Annotated in this window: 20 protein-coding genes; 5 read left to right on the top strand and 15 right to left on the bottom strand. The window is 64.2% G+C overall.

Translation table 11 applies throughout. From position 1 onward, the window contains the following. Window positions 1-22: 22 nt before the first annotated feature. Genes BI327_RS07395 through BI327_RS07385 form a run of 3 tightly spaced genes read right to left on the bottom strand, consistent with a single transcriptional unit; the run spans window position 23 to window position 2,395 of the window. The gene (locus BI327_RS07395) at window positions 23-733 is read right to left on the bottom strand and encodes an ABC transporter ATP-binding protein (protein WP_076859034.1); all 711 of its coding nucleotides are present in this window, start codon (window positions 731-733) and stop codon (window positions 23-25) included. Continuing rightward, window positions 723-1,460, bottom strand: coding sequence for an ABC transporter permease (locus BI327_RS07390; RefSeq protein WP_076859033.1), 738 nt, complete (start codon window positions 1,458-1,460; stop codon window positions 723-725). Before BI327_RS07390 ends, BI327_RS07395 begins: the two co-directional genes overlap by 11 nt. Before the next feature lie 2 nt (window positions 1,461-1,462). Next, window positions 1,463-2,395, bottom strand: a complete 933-nt coding sequence (locus BI327_RS07385) for an ABC transporter substrate-binding protein (protein ID WP_167386852.1) — start codon at window positions 2,393-2,395, stop codon at window positions 1,463-1,465. 149 nt (window positions 2,396-2,544) lie between these two features. Between BI327_RS07385 and BI327_RS07380 the strand changes: the two genes are divergently transcribed. Continuing rightward, window positions 2,545-2,886 (top strand): hypothetical protein, encoded by a 342-nt coding sequence (locus BI327_RS07380; protein WP_394329838.1) that lies wholly within the window; start codon window positions 2,545-2,547, stop codon window positions 2,884-2,886. Window positions 2,887-2,912: 26 nt separating this feature from the next. Here BI327_RS07380 and BI327_RS07375 read toward each other — a convergent pair whose 3' ends face one another. Both BI327_RS07375 and BI327_RS07370 read right to left on the bottom strand, forming a co-directional pair. Further along, on the bottom strand, window positions 2,913-3,737 hold the full coding sequence (locus BI327_RS07375; RefSeq protein WP_076859030.1) for a quinoprotein dehydrogenase-associated SoxYZ-like carrier: 825 nt from the start codon (window positions 3,735-3,737) through the stop codon (window positions 2,913-2,915). A gap of 54 nt (window positions 3,738-3,791) precedes the next feature. Then, window positions 3,792-4,718 carry a quinoprotein relay system zinc metallohydrolase 2 gene (locus tag BI327_RS07370; protein WP_076859029.1) on the bottom strand — a complete coding sequence of 309 codons (927 nt, stop codon included), beginning with the start codon at window positions 4,716-4,718 and terminating at the stop codon, window positions 3,792-3,794. Window positions 4,719-4,885: 167 nt separating this feature from the next. Between BI327_RS07370 and BI327_RS07365 the strand changes: the two genes are divergently transcribed. Together BI327_RS07365 and BI327_RS07360 are read left to right on the top strand one after the other, a co-directional pair. Beyond that, window positions 4,886-5,767, top strand: a complete 882-nt coding sequence (locus tag BI327_RS07365) for a substrate-binding domain-containing protein (protein WP_076859028.1) — start codon at window positions 4,886-4,888, stop codon at window positions 5,765-5,767. Further along, entirely contained in the window at window positions 5,764-6,318 is a 555-nt protein-coding gene (locus tag BI327_RS07360) for a PQQ-dependent catabolism-associated CXXCW motif protein (RefSeq protein WP_076859027.1), read from the top strand. Before BI327_RS07365 ends, BI327_RS07360 begins: the two co-directional genes overlap by 4 nt. A gap of 23 nt (window positions 6,319-6,341) precedes the next feature. On the opposite strand, the gene BI327_RS07355 is transcribed toward BI327_RS07360, so the two are convergent. The 6 genes from BI327_RS07355 to BI327_RS07330 form a co-directional block, all read right to left on the bottom strand. After that, complete coding sequence (locus BI327_RS07355) at window positions 6,342-6,638, bottom strand: copper-binding protein (protein ID WP_076859026.1); 297 nt, start codon at window positions 6,636-6,638, stop codon at window positions 6,342-6,344. A gap of 113 nt (window positions 6,639-6,751) precedes the next feature. Continuing rightward, complete coding sequence (locus BI327_RS07350; RefSeq protein ID WP_076859025.1) at window positions 6,752-7,369, bottom strand: hypothetical protein; 618 nt, start codon at window positions 7,367-7,369, stop codon at window positions 6,752-6,754. Then, the gene (locus tag BI327_RS07345) at window positions 7,366-8,214 is read right to left on the bottom strand and encodes an ABC transporter permease (RefSeq protein WP_076859024.1); all 849 of its coding nucleotides are present in this window, start codon (window positions 8,212-8,214) and stop codon (window positions 7,366-7,368) included. Before BI327_RS07345 ends, BI327_RS07350 begins: the two co-directional genes overlap by 4 nt. Further along, the gene (locus BI327_RS07340) at window positions 8,211-9,026 is read right to left on the bottom strand and encodes an ABC transporter ATP-binding protein (RefSeq protein WP_245334733.1); all 816 of its coding nucleotides are present in this window, start codon (window positions 9,024-9,026) and stop codon (window positions 8,211-8,213) included. The genes BI327_RS07345 and BI327_RS07340 overlap by 4 nt, the downstream gene beginning before the upstream one ends. Next, window positions 9,023-10,000, bottom strand: coding sequence for a YVTN family beta-propeller repeat protein (locus tag BI327_RS07335; protein ID WP_076859023.1), 978 nt, complete (start codon window positions 9,998-10,000; stop codon window positions 9,023-9,025). Before BI327_RS07335 ends, BI327_RS07340 begins: the two co-directional genes overlap by 4 nt. Window positions 10,001-10,005: 5 nt before the next feature. After that, window positions 10,006-11,187 (bottom strand): ABC transporter substrate-binding protein, encoded by a 1,182-nt coding sequence (locus BI327_RS07330; protein WP_076859022.1) that lies wholly within the window; start codon window positions 11,185-11,187, stop codon window positions 10,006-10,008. Window positions 11,188-11,346: 159 nt separating this feature from the next. Here BI327_RS07330 and BI327_RS07325 point away from each other — a divergent pair, with 159 nt between their 5' ends. Continuing rightward, window positions 11,347-11,862: a DUF3280 domain-containing protein gene (locus BI327_RS07325; protein ID WP_089025391.1), complete on the top strand. Its 516-nt coding sequence runs from the start codon at window positions 11,347-11,349 to the stop codon at window positions 11,860-11,862. A gap of 177 nt (window positions 11,863-12,039) precedes the next feature. Here the strand turns inward: BI327_RS07325 and fghA are convergent, their stop codons facing one another. After that, a complete protein-coding gene (gene fghA, locus BI327_RS07320) occupies window positions 12,040-12,879 on the bottom strand; it encodes an S-formylglutathione hydrolase (protein ID WP_076859021.1) in 840 nt (279 codons plus the stop codon). A gap of 30 nt (window positions 12,880-12,909) precedes the next feature. After that, window positions 12,910-13,530 carry a response regulator transcription factor gene (locus tag BI327_RS07315; protein WP_076859020.1) on the bottom strand — a complete coding sequence of 207 codons (621 nt, stop codon included), beginning with the start codon at window positions 13,528-13,530 and terminating at the stop codon, window positions 12,910-12,912. A gap of 178 nt (window positions 13,531-13,708) precedes the next feature. On the opposite strand from BI327_RS07315, the gene BI327_RS07310 reads away from it, so the two are divergent. After that, window positions 13,709-15,073, top strand: a complete 1,365-nt coding sequence (locus BI327_RS07310) for a histidine kinase (protein WP_076859019.1) — start codon at window positions 13,709-13,711, stop codon at window positions 15,071-15,073. Here BI327_RS07310 and BI327_RS07305 read toward each other — a convergent pair. Together BI327_RS07305 and BI327_RS07300 are read right to left on the bottom strand one after the other, a co-directional pair. Continuing rightward, window positions 15,070-15,474 (bottom strand): YkvA family protein, encoded by a 405-nt coding sequence (locus BI327_RS07305; RefSeq protein WP_076859018.1) that lies wholly within the window; start codon window positions 15,472-15,474, stop codon window positions 15,070-15,072. The genes BI327_RS07310 and BI327_RS07305 overlap by 4 nt on opposite strands. Before the next feature lie 32 nt (window positions 15,475-15,506). Further along, window positions 15,507-16,481, bottom strand: coding sequence for a helix-turn-helix domain-containing protein (locus BI327_RS07300; protein ID WP_076859017.1), 975 nt, complete (start codon window positions 16,479-16,481; stop codon window positions 15,507-15,509). Between the last annotated feature and the right edge of the window lie 287 nt (window positions 16,482-16,768).

The following is a 16,768-nucleotide window of genomic DNA, read 5'->3' as shown; positions in this document are numbered from 1 at the left end:
TTCGTCCAAGGATGACGGCGTCTCACATATTTGCAAGATCCAACTGCGAGAGCTGCCGCTTGATTTCGTTAATATCGGGCTCACCGCGCGTCGCGCGCGGCGTGGCGATGGTTTCGACGTGGAGGATCCGCGCCGGCCGTGGCGACAGGAAGAACAGGCGGTCGCCGAGCCGGACTGCGTCGTCGACATCGTGGGTGACAAGGAGCGTCATCATCTTCCGGCTGGCCACCAGGGTCGCAATCTGATCGCGCAGCCGTCCCGCGAGTGCATTGTCGAGCGAGGCAAGCGGCTCGTCGAGAATCAGGAAATCGGGCTCGATGGCGAAGGCTCGGGCGAGCGCGACGCGGCGGGCGAGGCCGAGCGAGAGCTCTCCTGGAAAATGGTTGCGGTGCGAACTCAGCTCGAGCACCTCGAACAGCGCCGACAACCTGCCATCGTCGACGTCAGGTGCGGCGAGCCGCACGTTCTCCTCGACCGTGCGCCAGGGCAACAGCCGCGGCTCCTGGAACACCATGCCAAGGCGCATGCCGGGCGTGCACATCACCTGGCCCCGGTAGTTGCCGTCGAGCCCGGCGAGAATCCGGAGCAGGGTGCTCTTGCCGCAACCCGACGGGCCGAACAGCACGCCCACCTCGCCGGCGTTCAGCGTGAAGGTGACGTTGTCGAGCACGTCGTGCCGCTTCCCGGCCGCGCTCTCGAAGCTCTTGCCTGTGATATTGACCTCAAGCTGCACGGAGCCGCCACCGCGTTAGCCTGGTTTCAAACGGCTGCACCATCAGGGTCTCGATGACCAGCACGACGCCCGCAAAGCTCAGCGAATAGGCGAGCAGCAGGGGGATGTCGAACAGCTGGAAGGCGACGCCGATCTCGAAGCCGACACCGTTCGGCCGGCCCAGATATTCGGCGACCAGCACGATCTTCCAGACCAGCGAGAGCCCGGAGCGTGCGGCGGCCGCAATGTAGGGAGCTAGCTGCGGCAGGATCACATGCCGGAAGGCGCGGCCGCGCGGCAACGCAAACGCCGTCGCCATCTCGTCGAGCGCAGGATCGAGCGCGCGGGCGCCCTCGCGCAGCGTGACCACGGCGGTCGGCAGCTTGTTGATGGCGATGGCCGCGATCGCCGCGACCTCGGTCAGTCCGGCCCAGATATAGGCCAGCACGATGACGACCAGCGCCGGCAAATTGAGCAGCAGGATCAGCCAGGGGTCACCAAGGCGATTGGCGAGCGAGACGCGGCCCATCAGATAGCCGATCGCCGAGCCGAGCGCCATTGCAAGTGTGAACGCCAGCGCGACGCGTGCCAGCGTCGCGCCGAGATTGATGAACAAGGCGCCCGATCGGGCTTCCGCGACCAGCACCGAAAGCACCGCCGGCGGTGCCGGCAGCTTCGCATCGCCGATCACCAGCGAGGCAATCCACCAGGTGGCGATGAACAGCGTGAATGACAGCAGGCGCAGCACCGCTAGTCTCCCGGGATCGCTTGATAGAACGTGCCGGGATCGAGCTCGGTGGCGGTGCCGACCAGGTCGCGGCCACCGAGCTGCGCCAGCACCCGGTAGAGCACGCGCGCATCCGCTTCTTCGTCAGCGATTGGTCGGCGCGGGATGCCTTCCCGGTAGCGGTCGCGATAGGCCTGCAGCGTTGCCGCATCCTGCGCGCCGGTCAGCGGCGCGATCGCGTCCCATTCGGCATCCGAGGTCGCCAAAATCTCCTTCGCGGCACGCGTCACGGCGATGAAGCGGGCCACCAGATCCTTGTTGGCATTGGCCCAGGCCTCGTCGAACACGTAGCCGATCATCGCGATGCGGCCCTTGCTACCAAGCTTCTGCAGGATCTCCTCCATGCCAGCGAGACGGCGAAAGCCCTTGGCCTCGAGCGCAGCGCAGAAATTCCAGTAGTTGAGCGTCGCGTCCATCTCGCCGCCGAGCGTCTTGGCGGCGAGCAGCGGCGGCGCGCCATAGACGATAGTCGCCTGCGACTTCAGGTCGATGCCGTCCTGCTTCGATGCGGCCTGCAGCAGCAGCCAGTTCTTGTCGATCGCGCCGCCGGCGACGGCAAGCTTGCGTCCCTTGAGGTCGGCAAGCGTCTTGACCGGCGAGGCGGCCGGTACCATCACGGCGCCCAGCGCGCTCGAATAGGGATAGAATTGCAGCTTGGCGCCGAGCGAACGCTCGCGCGACACCCAGGGCCAGTCGGACACCATCACGTCGGCCGTGCCGGAGCGCAGCGCGATCTTGCCGGCCTCGGGGCTGGCGAGCTCGACGACGTCGATCGACAGATTGGCCTTCTTGTCGAGACCATGGGAGCGAATGACGGCCAGTTCCCAGGCCAGCGTTCCGGTCTTCTGCGCTGCAACGCGGACGGTCTCCGCATAGCATGAGGTGCCGAACTGCATGACCGCCAGAACTGCCGCAGCCAACACCGTGCGTACAGAGATGATCATCGTTTCTTGAGCCACTTCCCCGAATGTTTTCTTTTCTGATCAACATCCATAGCATAGCTTGCGGGAAGAGAAGAGGAAGCACGACCATGGCAGGAGCCGGCATGCTACGACCGATTGTTGCCATCCTGGCGCTCGCCGGGACCGCCGTCTGCGTGCGGGCCCAGGAAATCAACGACTATCCGACCTCGGCGCGGGCGGAATATGTGTTCGGCTGCATGAAGGCCAATGGCGAATCCCGGCAGTCGATCGAGCAATGTTCCTGCTCGATCGACGTGGTCGCCTCGATCATCCCCTATGATCGCTACGTCACCGCCGAGACCGTGCTGAGCATGGCGCAGGTGCGCGGCAATCTGGGCGGCCAGTTCCGGTCGTCCGAGCAGGCCGCGAACGCGCTCAACGACCTCAGGCGCGCCCAGGCCGAAGCCGAAGTTCGGTGTTTCTAGAGCGTGATCGCGAGATCGCGTGCCCGTCAGGTCCCGGGATTCTCGATCTTCCATTCGTGCTCGAAGACGTGTCCCTCGGTATCCTTGGCTTCGGCACGGAAGAGCTTGGCGCCATTCGAGACGTAGGTGAAGCGGATATTGGGATCCTCGGAAATCGAAATTCCGCCCTCCATCGCCAGCACCGGACTGTCGTCCTGCCAGATGTGCAGCTCGTTGACGAAGAAGGCCGGGATATAGAGCTGCGTGACCTGGTCCATCTGCAGGCCTGAATTGTTCGGATGCCCGATCATGATCTGGGCTTCCCGCGTGCTGGTCGCCGGCCCCTGTTCAGACTTTGTGAATTGCCGGTAGCGCATCTGGCCGAGCCGGCTGTTCGCTTCCTCGACGTTCTTGCCGGCCGGAGCCGAGCAGCCGCCGGACGCTTTGACATAGACCTTGCTGACATACAGCTTGCCGTCGCTGAGCTCCGCGACGGCGTGCACGTTGGTGTAGTTGTTGACGCGGACGCGGGTCGAGATCTCGGTGACGTTGGCGCTCGGCCCCAGCATGAATTTCGCGGCCATCGGCGCCGGGTTCTCGTCGATGACGAGCGTGATCGCGACGACGCGTCGGCTGTCGCTGGGCTGCAACTTGGTGCGCAGCGTCACCGGAACGATCGCGGCATCTTCGGCGCGCACTGGCATCTCGATGCCGATGACGTCGTTGCCGTCATTCATCGGACGATTGCTGAAGATGTCCTGGACGAGGCCCGGCCAGGGATCATAGGTCTCGGCCGCGCGCGCGGCCGGTGTACCCAGCGCGATCGCAACCAAGCTTATGATCCAAAGCAGGCGGGCGCGATGTCCAGTCATGTTCGCGAAATCCTATGCAGCCGCGTCATTATAAGACCAACACGGGACCAACAGCTACTCCCATTCAATTTCCGAAAATGCTGCAGTTGCGTTGCGGGCGTTGTAATCGTCGAACAATTGCCAACGCGGCCGCTCGGCGGCTGCGGCTTGCTCCGCCGCAGCCGTGATCGGCTTGCCGCTTTTGACCAGCGCCCGCACGTCCGCGGCGAGCGTTTCAAGATAACGCCGCTCGTCGGCGAGCGCCGCAGGCCATGCGCTCACGGGTCCGTGACCGGGAACCACGCGCTCGGCGGGAATCGCCTGGAGGTCGTCGAGCGCGCGCAGCCAGCCTTTGAGGCTGCCGTCGACCACGGGAATATGCTCGAGGAACACCATATCGCCCGCGAACAAGGTCCCGGTGCGTTCGTCGAAGACGGTGAGGTCGTTGTCGCTGTGGGCGGGTGGCCATGCCTTCAGGGCGAGGACCCGACCGCCGAGGTCGAGCTTCAGCGTGTCCGCGACCAGTACGGTCGGTGGGATGATCTTCACCTCGTCGATCAAGGCGTCGCCCATCGTGCGGCGAAAGCCGTCGAGATAGAATTGCCCGCGCGCCGCCAGTGCGCGGGGCAGGGCCTTGTGGCCGACAAAGCTGGTCCCGTCGCCGACAAAAGCGGCGTTGCCGAAGCTGTGGTCGGGGTGCGCGTGGGTGTTGATCACGTAGCGGATCGGCTTGTCGCTATGGCTGCGCACCGCCGCGAGCAATTGGCGCCCTTCGCGGACGCTGCCGCCGGTGTCGATGACGGCAACCGCACTGTCGCCAACCACGAAGCCGACATTGGCGATGGCGCCTTCGTTGTCGCGCGTCATCAGTGCGACGACCCCGGTGTGAACGAATATTCCGGGGGCGACTTCGCTTACAGGCAATTCCACCTCTTGCGCCCGCGCTATGGTCGGCGCCCAGAGCATCAGGAGCAGCGCAAGCATCGAACCGCCATGAGTCATGTTTCCGCCTCAGTTTCTCCGGGGCGCGCGATCGAGGTCGTCGCGCGCCAGTTTGCGCTGCAACAAGCAACGCGGCACCGTTGCGATCATTGTTCCTGTTGCACGTCGTGCTGCGCCGGGCAATTGGTGGCTGATGGTGACCCGTCCGATCAAGAGGAGACCGCGTAATGAGAGTTGTCGGATGCCGTCCTGTTCTGCTCGCGCTTGCGGGCTTCATTGCCTGTCTTGCCGGTCGCGATATCGCGCAGGCGCAGGTGAATGATCAGGGCGAACTCTCGATCGAGCTGGTCGATGCCAGGGTGCTGCGCATCTGCGCCGATCCGCGCAATTTGCCGTTCTCGAACGACAAGGGCGAGGGCTTTGAGAACAAGATCGGCGAGCTGTTTGCCGAGAAGCTGCAGAAGAAGCTCGACTACATGTACTTTCCGCAGGCCACCGGCTTCGTGCGAATGACACTCGGCGCGCATCGCTGCGACGTGATCATGGGGTTTCCGCAAGGCGATGACCTCGCGCAGGGCACGAATCCCTATTACCGCACGTCCTACGCGATCGTCGCGAAGCCGGGCACTGGGCTCGATGAGGTCACGACGCTCGAAGACGAGCGGCTGAAGGGCAAGCATATCGGCATCGTGGCGGGAACGCCGCCTGCGACCAACATGGCCTTGAACGGCCTGATGGGCAACGCCAAGCCCTATCCGCTGATGATCGATACGCGCTACGATTCGTCGGCCGAGGCGATGATGAACGATCTGGCCAAGGGTGAGATCGACGCCGGCATCCTGTGGGGGCCGATGGCGGGCTTCTATGCCAAGAAGGCGAATCCGCCGCTGCACATTACGCCGCTGGTCAAGGAGACCACGGGACCGAAGCTGGTCTATCGCATCGGCATGGGCGTGCGCGGGTCCGACCAGAACTGGAAGCGCCAGCTCAATCGCCTGATCCAGGAGAACCAGCCGGCGATCAACAAGATCCTGCTCGATTACGGTGTTCCGCTGCTCGACGAGAACGACCGCCCGATCGGGCCGGAGACCGCCACCAAGTCGCCATGACCAAGCTCGCGGCCATGCTTGCGGTGATGTTGCTCGCCGCTTCGCCTGTCCGCGCGCAGGACGCGCCCGCAGAGCCCGAGGGCTATCGGACCGAGGATTACCGCGCGCCGGTGCCGGTGACGCTGGCCGGCGCACGCGTGCTCACGACCGCGGAAGCGGAAGCGATCTGGCACGACAAGTCCGGTGCCTTCGTCGACGTGCTGCCGCGCGCGCCGAAGCCAAATCTGCCCGCCGGAACGGTGTGGCGCGAGCGGCCGCATCTCGATATTCCCGGCAGCATCTGGCTGCCCGACACGGGCTACGGCAGGCTTGCCGCCTCGACCGAGGACTATCTGCGGCGCGGCCTGGCGCGCGCCTCCGGCGGCGACAAAGCAAAATTGCTGGTGGTCTACTGCCAGGAGAATTGCTGGATGTCGTGGAACGCGGCCAAGCGCGTGCTCTCTTACGGCTACCGCAATGTCGCGTGGTATCCGGATGGGACCGATGGCTGGGACCGTGCCAAATTGCCGCTGGCGGATGCGGAGCCCGAGCCGCGTGAGGGCGAGCAATAGCCCGTCCTCACGCGGCTTGTGGGTTATTTTTCCTTGTCGAGCTTGTCGATGGTCTTGCCGCCATCGCTGTCTGACGCCGTGAACGTCACCTTGTCACCGGCGTGGAAGGCTTCGAGCGACTGCCCCTTGGGCACCTTGTATTCCTGTATCGCGCCGCCGGCTGCGCCCACCGTGCCGCTCTGTGTCTGCTGGATCGAGATGGTGCTGCGCAGTCGGTCAATCTTGGTGACCATTCCCGACATGGATTGCTGGGCCAAAGCCGCTGTGGTGATCAGGCTCGCGGCGGCGAGGCTGGTCATGACGATCTTGGCTGCTCTCATCGAGGTCTCCCAACTTCAGATATAGTTGAAGACAACGAGCGGGGAGCGCAGTTGGTTCCGGACTGCTGCGATCCGGCGGCATTAATGATCCCCGGGGCGATCGGTCGCAGGCCTCAATCCAGCTCCTGCTGGATGGTGCGGCCCAGCGCGAACAGCCGCTGATCGATGGCGGTCGGCACCTCGCAAACGAATTTCACCACCCGCCCGCGGTCCTCGAAGATCCGCGTCTCCCAGACCAGCTGGTTGCCGAGCTCATCGACCTTGGCTTGGTCCGGCGGCGTGGCGTCCTGCAGCGCCTGGAGCCTGATCGTGTCGTCGCGGATCTTTTCCGCGGCCTCGCGCTGCTTGCGCATCACGCGCTCCAGCCCGTTCATGACGGAGGCGCGCTGCCCGTTGAGCGTATCGAACAGGCCCGCGAACAGCAGTTTTCCCGCATTGGCCTTGTCGGCCGCGGCAGCGGAGAGGAACTCGGTGATCTCCTTCTGCGCATCCTCCAACGGAATGCGGCGTGCCGCGAGCTTGGCCGCAAGTGCGCTGATCTTCGGATCGTCCCTCCACTTGGTCTCGGCATCGCCGAGCGGCGGGCCGGCCCAGACCGCGGCAAGCGAGATCTCGGGCACCTTGGCCTGCTGGCAGGGCCAGTCCGGATAGCGCGGGTCGGCGCCGAACGCGGCCTGGTTCGACAGAACCATCGCGAACAGCATGCCCAGTCCGAAACGCCAACCTGTCATGCCTCGCCTCCGCCGGGTCCGCGGCGCACTAGGCCGCGCGATGGATCGTAAGCCAGGATCGCGCCGATCATGAACACCACCGTGCACCCGCCGACCACCGCGAGCGAAACCCAGTTCATCTTGCCGTACAACGCAAACCGGATCAGCTCCACCGCATGCGTGAACGGATTGCATTGGCAGACATAGTACAGCATTGGGCTGCCTTCTTGCACCCGCCAGAGCGGATAGAGGGCCGACGAAGCGAAGAACATCGGGAAGATCACAAAGTTCATCACGCCGGCGAAATTTTCCAACTGCTTGATGCTGGCCGAGATCAGCATGCCCAATGCGCCGAGCATCAGGCCCGACAGCACCAGCGCCGGAAGCACGGTGAGGTAGCCGATGGTCGGCGGCGTGATGTCCCAGAACCACGCGATCAGCAGGAACGCGTAGACCTGCAGCAGCGACACCGCCGTGCCGGCGAGCAGTTTGCAGAACAGCAGATAGCCGCGCGGCAGCGGGCTGACCAGCAGCGTGCGCATGTTGCCCATCTCGCGGTCATAGACCATCGACAGCGAGGATTGCATGCCGTTGAACAGCTGGATCATCGCCATCAGGCCGGGCGCGATATAGACCTCGTAGAGGATGTAGGTCTCATAGGGCGGGATGATCGAGATGCCGAGTACCTGGCGGAAGCCGGCCGCGAAGATGAACAGCCAGACCAGCGGCCTGACCAACGCCGAGACGAAACGTTCGCGCTGATGCAGGAAGCGCAGCGCCTCGCGCCATACGATGCCGTTCAGGCAGACGATGTATTCGGACAGCGAGAAGCCGCTGCGCTCGGGTGTGACCGTCGTGCTGCTCATGTTGGCGGCTTTCCGGTGAGGGTTGCCGTTCCGGTCAGGCGCATGAACGCGGTGTTGACGTCCTGCGCGCCGGCATCAGTGATCACGCGCGACATCGGGCCATGCGCCAGCATCCGGCCCTGATGCAGCACGACAAGGTCGTCGCCCGGCATGATCTCGTCGAACAGATGCGTCGCCCAGAGCACGCCGATGCCCTGTTCGGTGACGAGCTGCCGGACATGGTCGAGAATGTCGGCGCGCGCCTTGACGTCAAGCCCGACGGTCGCCTCGTCGAGCAGCAGCAGCCGGGGACGGTGCAGCAGCGCGCGGGCGATCTCGAGCCGCCGCATCTGGCCGCCCGAGAGATCGCGCACCTTGCTGGCCGCGCGGTCGGCAAGGCCGATGCGGCCGAGCACCTCGGCGCTGCGCGTCCGCGCCTCGCGCCTGGAGATGCCGTGCAGCGCGGCGTGATACAACAGGTTCTGCGTCAGCGAGAGGTCGAGGTCGAGCGTGCGCGGCTGGAACACGACGCCCATCAGCCGCAGCGCTTCACCGGGCGTCCGGCTGATGTCGTGGCCGAAGATCTTGATCTGGCCGTTCTGGATGCCGAACAGCCGCGTCACCAGCGAGAACAGCGTACTCTTGCCGGCGCCGTTGAGGCCGAGCAATGCGGTGAAGCTCGCCGGTGCGACGGTGAAGTTGACATCGATCAGGGCGCGGCGCGGGCCGTAGCTGTGGCTGACATTGCCGATCGACAGCGCCGGCTGCACCGCCGCTGTGGGACCTGCGTCCGGCGAGGGCTCGTTCGCGATATGGGCGTCGGTTGCGGTCATGGCTGCGCGATCGTGATCCCCCAGGGCAATTCGCCGACCTGAATGGTCTTGATCACCTTCTGGGAGGCGATATCGATCACCGAGACATCGTTGGAGACGCCGTTGGTGACCATCAGATATTTTTCGTCCGGGGTGAAATCCATGTGCCAGACCCGCTGGCCGACCAGGAGATATTTGAGCACCTTGTGGGTCGTGGCATCGACCACCGCGACCCGGTTCGCCGGGCCCAGCGCGACGAACGCGATCTTGTCGTCCTTGGTCATGCCGATGCCGACCGGCTGGATTGCCTCGTTGCGCAGTCCCGGGATTTCGAAGGTGACTTTGCCGGTCACCACGTGCTTGACTGGATCGATGATCGAGACGGTGCCGCCGATCTCGGAGGAGACCCACAACTCGGAGCCGTCATGCTTGAACTGGGCGAAGCGTGGCCGCGAATCGACCAGCACGTTGGCGACGATCTGGCGCGTCGTGGTGTCGATGAAATGCGCCATGTTGGTGGTTTCGGACGTGTTGATCAGGATCTTGCCGTCCGGGCTGATCGTCATGCCCTCGGGCTCGACGCCGACCTGGATGTCGCCGATGCGGGCGCGCTTTTCGAGATCGATCACGGTGACCGTGTTGTCGTTCTCGTTGGCGACATACATGGTCTTGCCGGCGGCATCCTGCGTGAACAATTCGGGGTCGGGGCCGGAGGGCAGGGTGTCGACGATCTCCTGCGTCTTGGTGTCGATCACCTGGATGGTGTCGTCGTCGCCGACCGCGACCATCACGAACTTGCCGTCGCGCGAGAACTCGATGCCGCGCGGCCGCTGGCCGACCTTGATGGTCTTTGTCACCGTCCAGCTATTGGTGTCGATCACCGTGACGGTGTTGCCTTTCTCGTTGGAGACATAGGCAACGAAGGCGGACGCCGGTGTCGCGGCAAGCCAAACGAGCATCCCGGTCAACAGACAGCGGCGCCACATGCGTTTCATCTCCCTCACTGCAGCTTGCATTTCGTTTCAGGCCGGTCAACACCGAGCGTGTCGAGTTCGGAGACCTGATGCAGGAAACCTTCCTGCGGCGAGACCGAAACGACCATACGACCATCGGCCAGCAGGATCGGTTGGCGGAGCTGCAGATTCCAGTCTCGCAGGGTCAACCGCGTGCCCTTGAAGGCGGCGATCGAGAAATCCGGGCTCTTGAGGAAGGCGATGACCTTCTTGGGATCGCCCGAATTGGTTCGCGAAGTGGCTTCGCCGATCATGCGCGCCGCGGTCCAGGCCTGCATGTCGAGCGCCGTCATGCGGCGCATGTTCAGCTTGACGAAGCGGTTCTGGATCTGGACGGCGCCCCATTGATCATGCGCGGCGTCCCAGCTGGTCGGCACCAGGCCGGCCGAACCCGCCACGGGCCGCGGGTCCCAGGTGCGGTAAGGCAGGTAGTTCGCGAACACCTCGCTCTCGTCGGCGGCGACGAGCACGTCGTAAGCCGGGGCCTGCTGCGTGAACACCGGCATCTGGCGCTGGATCAGCGTCACGCCAGAGTCGGTGCGGCGTGCGCCGCCGGTGTCCTCGAATGTCCGCTCCTGCACGATCTTGGCGCCGAAACGCGTGGCGGCGCGGCGCAGCGCGTCGGCGTAAAGCTTGTCCTGATCGTGCGAGCCGCTCACCAGCAGCCAGCGCTTCCACTGCTTCCACACCAGATACTGGCCGAGCGCGTCCGCCAGCATCGAGCGGGTCGGCGCGACGTGGATGACATTGCCGCGGCAATCCTGCTCGCGCAGCCGATCGTCGATCGCACCCGCGTTCAGCAGCACAGTGCCGCGGTCGCGCAAGGCATCGGCGACCTTGAGCAGGGCATCGGCGGGCAGGTCGGTGATGATATAGTCGTTATGGGCGGCGAGATCGGTCGCGATCTTGGCGACATCGTCGCTGTCCTTGACCTTGACCTCGTCGAGCGTGAAGCGCTGGTTGAGGAATTTCCCGGTTGTATTGTTGTCCTCGATCGCAAGCCGCGCGCCGGCGATCCCGTCATTGTCGGCCGGTTGCTGGACCAGCGAGAGCGTCGATTTGACGCCGGCATGACCGAGATAGCCGATATGGATCTCGACGGGATCAGCCGCCAGCGCTCCGGACGCCATCATGCTGAGCGCGATCGTGCCGATCAGCCATCGGAACATAATTCCTCCCGCAGTCATTCTTCACCGGGCATGGCGTTGTCGAAAGGCGGGCTTCCGCTTTTCTTGCCTTGCGTTGACGTGCAAGATGCCGGAATTGGCCTGGCTTGCAACCCCGCTTTTTGTCGTTGCGAGGTTACAAATTTCGATTGGTTCACAATCATGAGATCAGCGTTTGCTTTCGCCGTATCTTTGCTGTTGGTGTCTGCGGCAGCGCGCGCCGAACCGCCCAAGCTTGCGGTGTTCGACCTCGAGATGATCGACACCAGCTTGCAAGGCGAGGTGAACGGACCGCGGACCGACGAGCAGGCGCGGCTGCTCCGGACCGGCGATCAGGTGCGCAAGGAGCTCGCCGATTCAGGCAAGTTCCGTGTGCTCGATATCTCGCCAGTCAATGCTGCGGCGCACGGCAGCAATCTTCAGGCCTGCGGCGGATGCGATGTGAAACTGGCCGGCGAACTCGGGGCTGACCTTGCGATGACAGGCGTGGTGCAGAAGGTCTCCAACCTCATCCTCAACATCAATCTCTATCTGCGCGACGTGCACACCGGGCAATTGGTCGCCGCGGCCAGCGCCGACATGCGCGGCAATACCGACGAATCCTGGTCGCGCGCCACCGATTACCTCGTGCGCAACCGCCTGCTCGCGCCGAACTACGGCGCGCCGCAAGCAAGGTAGCGTGCGTGCACAGATTTTCTCCGTCATCCTGAGGCGCGAGCGAAGCGAGCCTCGAAGGATGGATCGGCCCGGCTACAGCCGCGCGGAGAAAGTCGGGCCCGTCGACCCTTCGAGACGGCCGCTGCGCGGTCTCCTCAGGGTGACGGGGATCGACTGGTGCGATCGCCGCGCGAGGCGTCACGCCTTCAGCCGTGCGGCGTGCCAGCGCAGGTGATCGGCCATGAAGGTCGAGATGAAGTAATAGCTGTGGTCGTAGCCGGGTTGACGCCGCAGGGTGAGTGGAATGTTGGCCTTCTCGCAGGCGGCCTTCAGCAACTCGGGCCGCAACTGCTCGGTGAGAAATCCGTCGGCATCGCCGTAATCGACCAGCAGGTCGGGGAAGCGGGCGCCGTCCTCGATCAATGCCACCGCGTCGTGCTTGCGCCACGCCTGTTTGTTGCTGCCGAGATAGCCGCCGAGCGCCTTGTTGCCCCACGGCACCTGCGACGGCGCCACGATCGGCGCAAATGCGCTCGCCGCGCGATAGCGATCGGGGTGGCGCAGCGCAACCGTCAGCGCGCCATGGCCGCCCATGGAATGACCGAGTATCGATTGCCGCGCCGTGTCGACCGGGAATTGTTCGGCGATCAGCTTCGGCAATTCCTCGATCACGTAGCTCCACATCCGGTAATTGGCCGCGAACGGCTGCTCCGTCGCATCGACATAGAAGCCGGCGCCGAGGCCGAAATCGTAGGAATTGGCGGGATCGCCGGGGACGCCTTCCCCGCGCGGGCTGGTGTCGGGCGCGACGAAGATCAGGCCGAGCTCGGCGCAGGCCTGGCGGAATTCACCCTTCTCGGTGACGTTGGCGTGGGTGCAGGTCAGGCCCGACAGATAGGTCACGACTGGCAATTTGGCGCCGGCCGTGTGCTCGGGAACGAACACCGAGAACGTCATGTCGGTCTTGGTCTCGCGGCTTGGATGCCGATAGACGCCTTGCGTGCCGCCATGCGACTTGTTCTGGGAAACCATCTGCATTGTCGTATTCCTCTCGGTTGGAGCGCTGCGTCAGGCGACGCCGCTCTCGATCGCCAGGCGCACCAGCTCTGCCGAGGTGCGCACGCCAAGCTTCTGGCGCATGATCGATGACGTATTCGCGACCGTCTTGTATGACGAATGCACCAGCCAGGCGATCTCCGACAGGCTCTTGCCGGAACTGAGCAGGCGCAGGATCTCCATCTCGCGCGAGGTGAGCTTGGACAGCGGATTCTGCGCAAAGCCCGGCCGCGCAAAGGCGACGTTACGCGCGATCGCGGGCGGCAGATAGACGCCGCCATTGCCGACTTCGCGCACCGCCTCCACAAGATCGTTGGGATCGCCGGTCTTCGAGACGTAGCCCTTGGCGCCGATGTCGATGGCGCGAGCGGCAAACACCGGGTCGTCGTTCATGCTGAACATGATGAGGCGCGCCGATGCATCGTGGGACAGGATGCGGCGCGCCAGCTCGAAGCCCGAGACCGTCGGCAGGTTGATGTCGATGACGCAGAGATCGGGCTTTTCCGCAACGAAGGCCCGCTCGCCGCTTTCGGCGTCCGCGGCTTCGAGCAGCGTGATCTCGGGATCGTCAGCGAACACGGTGCGACAACCGGAGGCAACGATGGGATGATCATCAACGATCAGAATGCGCATGGCGTTGTTCCGGCGACCTTCGATTCACTCATCATCATGTCGGTTTGCGCGAAGAACAGCTCGGTTCCGACCGGTTGTGCAGCTCGCGCGAGATTGCGATAGGGTGCGATTAGATAGCCGGGCAAATTTGGCTGTCAACGATCCTCTCAGAGGAGGGATCGCGGTCGGGGGCAACGTCATGTGGCAAAAGCTATCCTTGCGCGCACGGATCAACCTGCTGCTGGCGCTGATTTTGGCGCTCGGGTTGGGCATCAATATCGCACGGCTAGTGCTGGAGGCGGGACCTCGTGTTCAGGCAGAAGATCAAAGCGTTATCCGGCTGGCACGCGAGTTCGTAGCGACGATCGTGGCCGGTCTGGACGAAGCGCCGGATCCGGATGCGCGGCTCGACCAGATCGTCCAGGACCTGAGCCGGCTGCGTCATGTCAGCATCACGCGGCAGAACGGCGCGATCGCAAAGTCTACCGGGCGACCCGAGAGCGCCGGCGATTTGCGCGCGCCGCCGGAGTGGTTCGTCGCGCTGGTCCATCCCGAGCAGACCTCGGTGCGGGTGCCGATCTCGGTTCACGGCAAGCCGCAATCGCTTGTCATCACCTCGCATCCCGACGATGAAATCGCCGAGATCTGGGATGGCATCGTCACCCAGCTCGAGGTCGGCTCCGCGATCGCGATCGCGCTGCTTCTGGTCACCATGCTGGTGGTCGGCCGCGCGCTTGCGCCGCTGGAGGCGCTGTCGCAGGCGATGATCAGCATTGAAGCCGGCGATTACGATGCCCGCGTCGAGCCCGGCGGGTCGCCGGAATTGGCCGCGATCTGTGCCAAACTGAACCATTTGGCGGCGACGCTGGGTGAGGCCGTCGACAGCAAGCGGCAGCTGGCCGAACGTGCGGTGTCGCTGCAGGATTCCGAGCGCAAGGAAATCGCGCGCGAATTGCACGATGAGTTCGGGCCTTATTTGTTCGCGCTGCGCGCGCATGCCGGCGCGTTGACCCGGCTGTCGGAGGTCGAGCGGCCCGATCCCGCGGCACTGCGCAAGCACGGCAACGCCATCCTCGAGCAGGTCAATGCGCTGCAGCAGTTCACCCGACGCATCCTGGAGCGATTGCGGCCGGTGGGATTGGCCGAACTCGGGCTCAGGGAAGCGCTCGGCGCGCTGGTGCGGATGTGGAGCGAAACTCACCCGGAGGTGGAGATCGAGAGCAACGTATCGCCCGAGCTCGGCGATACCGGCGAGATGGCCGACCTGACGATCTATCGCATCGTCCAGGAAGCGCTCACCAATGTGTTCCGCCACGCCGGCGCGACGGCGGTCGATATCACGATCGAACCCGCGGAGCGGCAGACCGGCCTGCGCGGCAGCCGCGGCTGCGCGCTGGTGAGGGTGCGCGACAACGGCCGCGGCCTGCTCAGGGATCACCGGCTTGGCCGCGGTCTGACCGGCATGCAGGAACGGATCCTCGCGCTTGGCGGCACCCTCAACATCAATTCCAGCGATGATGGCGTGACGGTCGAGGCGCTGGTGCCGAAGGCCGCGCCAGCCTAGGGCGCGGACCTCAGCCAGTAGGTGAAGGCGATCCACGCCAGCGCCAGCGCGCCGGCGATCCAGAGCACGATGATCGCGATCATCCCGGCGCGGCTGGTCGGACGCTGCAGCAGGTCGCCGGCCTTGGCGCGGCATTCCGCCATCACCTCGTCCGGAACGAGCGAGATGGCAATCCAGATTCCGAGCGGCAGCAGGATCAGATCGTCGAGATAGCCGACGACGGGGATGAAGTCCGGAATCAGGTCGATCGGCGAGAGCGCATAGGCCGCGACGGCGACCGCAAGCGCCTTGGCGTACCACGGCACGCGCGGATCACGCGAGGCGAGATAGAGCGCGACACTGTCCCGCTTGAGGTTGCGCGCCCAGGCCTTGATTGAAGAAAGGTTGATGACGGACAGCATGGCGCGACGCCTGCACGCCAGGCTGATACGCGCTATTCCAGTACCACGTCCACCGGCATGCCGCCGTGCAGACCCTTGTGGACGGAGGAGGGCGCGATGCCGAAATACTTCCGGAAGACGCGGCTGAAATGCGAGGAACTCGAGAAGCCCCAGGAGAACGCGACGTCCGTAATGGTCTTGCCGTTCTGGGATTCCAACTCCTGCCGGCAATTCTGCAGGCGCGCCTTCCAGATGTAGTCGCTGACCGTCATGCCGCGATCGCTGAACAGCATGTGCAGATAGCGCTTCGAGCAGCCGAGCGCTGCGGAAATGCGGTCGATGCAGAGATCGGGATCGCGCAAATGCTCGCGGATGAAGCCCTGGGCGCGCACATAGGTCGCCTCGGCGCTGCCGCGGTCGAACATGGCGCCGGTTTCGCGCAGCGGCAGCAGCAAGAGGTCGATCAGCGCATCGGCCACGCCGACCGCGTTTACCGGGGTCAACGTCGGGGCCTCGCCGAAAGCCGCATGGACGAAATCATAAGCGATGCGGCCGGTGCCGTTACGTGCCGACAGTTTGCACGGCGCCATCTTGGAGAGCTGGAAGCCGCGCTCCTTGAGCAGGTCCTTCGGCACGATGACAACCTCGTGACGCGTCAGGGACGGGCTGATGATCGTGTGCGGACACGACACGTCGTAGGCGAAGCAGTCGCCCGGCATGATGTCGAAGTGCAGGCCGTCCTGCTCGAAATGCGAGACGCCGTGGGTCTGGAACACGATCTTGATGTAGGGGTGCTCGCTCAGTTTGATGCGCGAGATGGTATGGGCGATGCGATGCTGGCTTGCCTCGATCTGGCACAGCTTCAGCCGCGACACCGTCGTGAAATTGATCCGGCCCTCGAGCGAGGATCCCTCGAGTGCATCGACGTCGAACTGACCGCAGAGGTCAGTGAGCGCATCCGACCAGCGCTGGATTTGCCGCTTCGGCGTCAATCCGTTCGTGCTGAGTGAATGGACTGTATCGGTCATCTTTCCAGCCACCGATTCGATCCCCAACGTGACTGCCACCGCGCTTGAGTCTGGTCCGGATGATGCGCCTTCTCCCTGATTCTGAATAGGTTAGGGAGGCGGCGGGATTTCTTCCCGGTTAGTGTCGGGTGATCCTCCGACTTAGTTCTGGGCTCGTCAAGCGCAACCTTAGAACGCGTCAATCTGGCGCTCGAATTACGCCGGCCTACGATTGATGCCCTGCAACATGAAGCAATCTTTCCCGCCAATTCGCGGCATGGCCGGCAAAAATCTGGCGAAGCTTCGCT

Origin of the sequence: Bradyrhizobium mercantei (assembly GCF_001982635.1) — a bacterium.
Classification (GTDB): Bacteria; Pseudomonadota; Alphaproteobacteria; order Rhizobiales; family Xanthobacteraceae; genus Bradyrhizobium; species Bradyrhizobium mercantei.
Note: the sequence above shows the minus strand (reverse complement) of the source record. Positions and strands in the feature narration are given on the sequence as shown.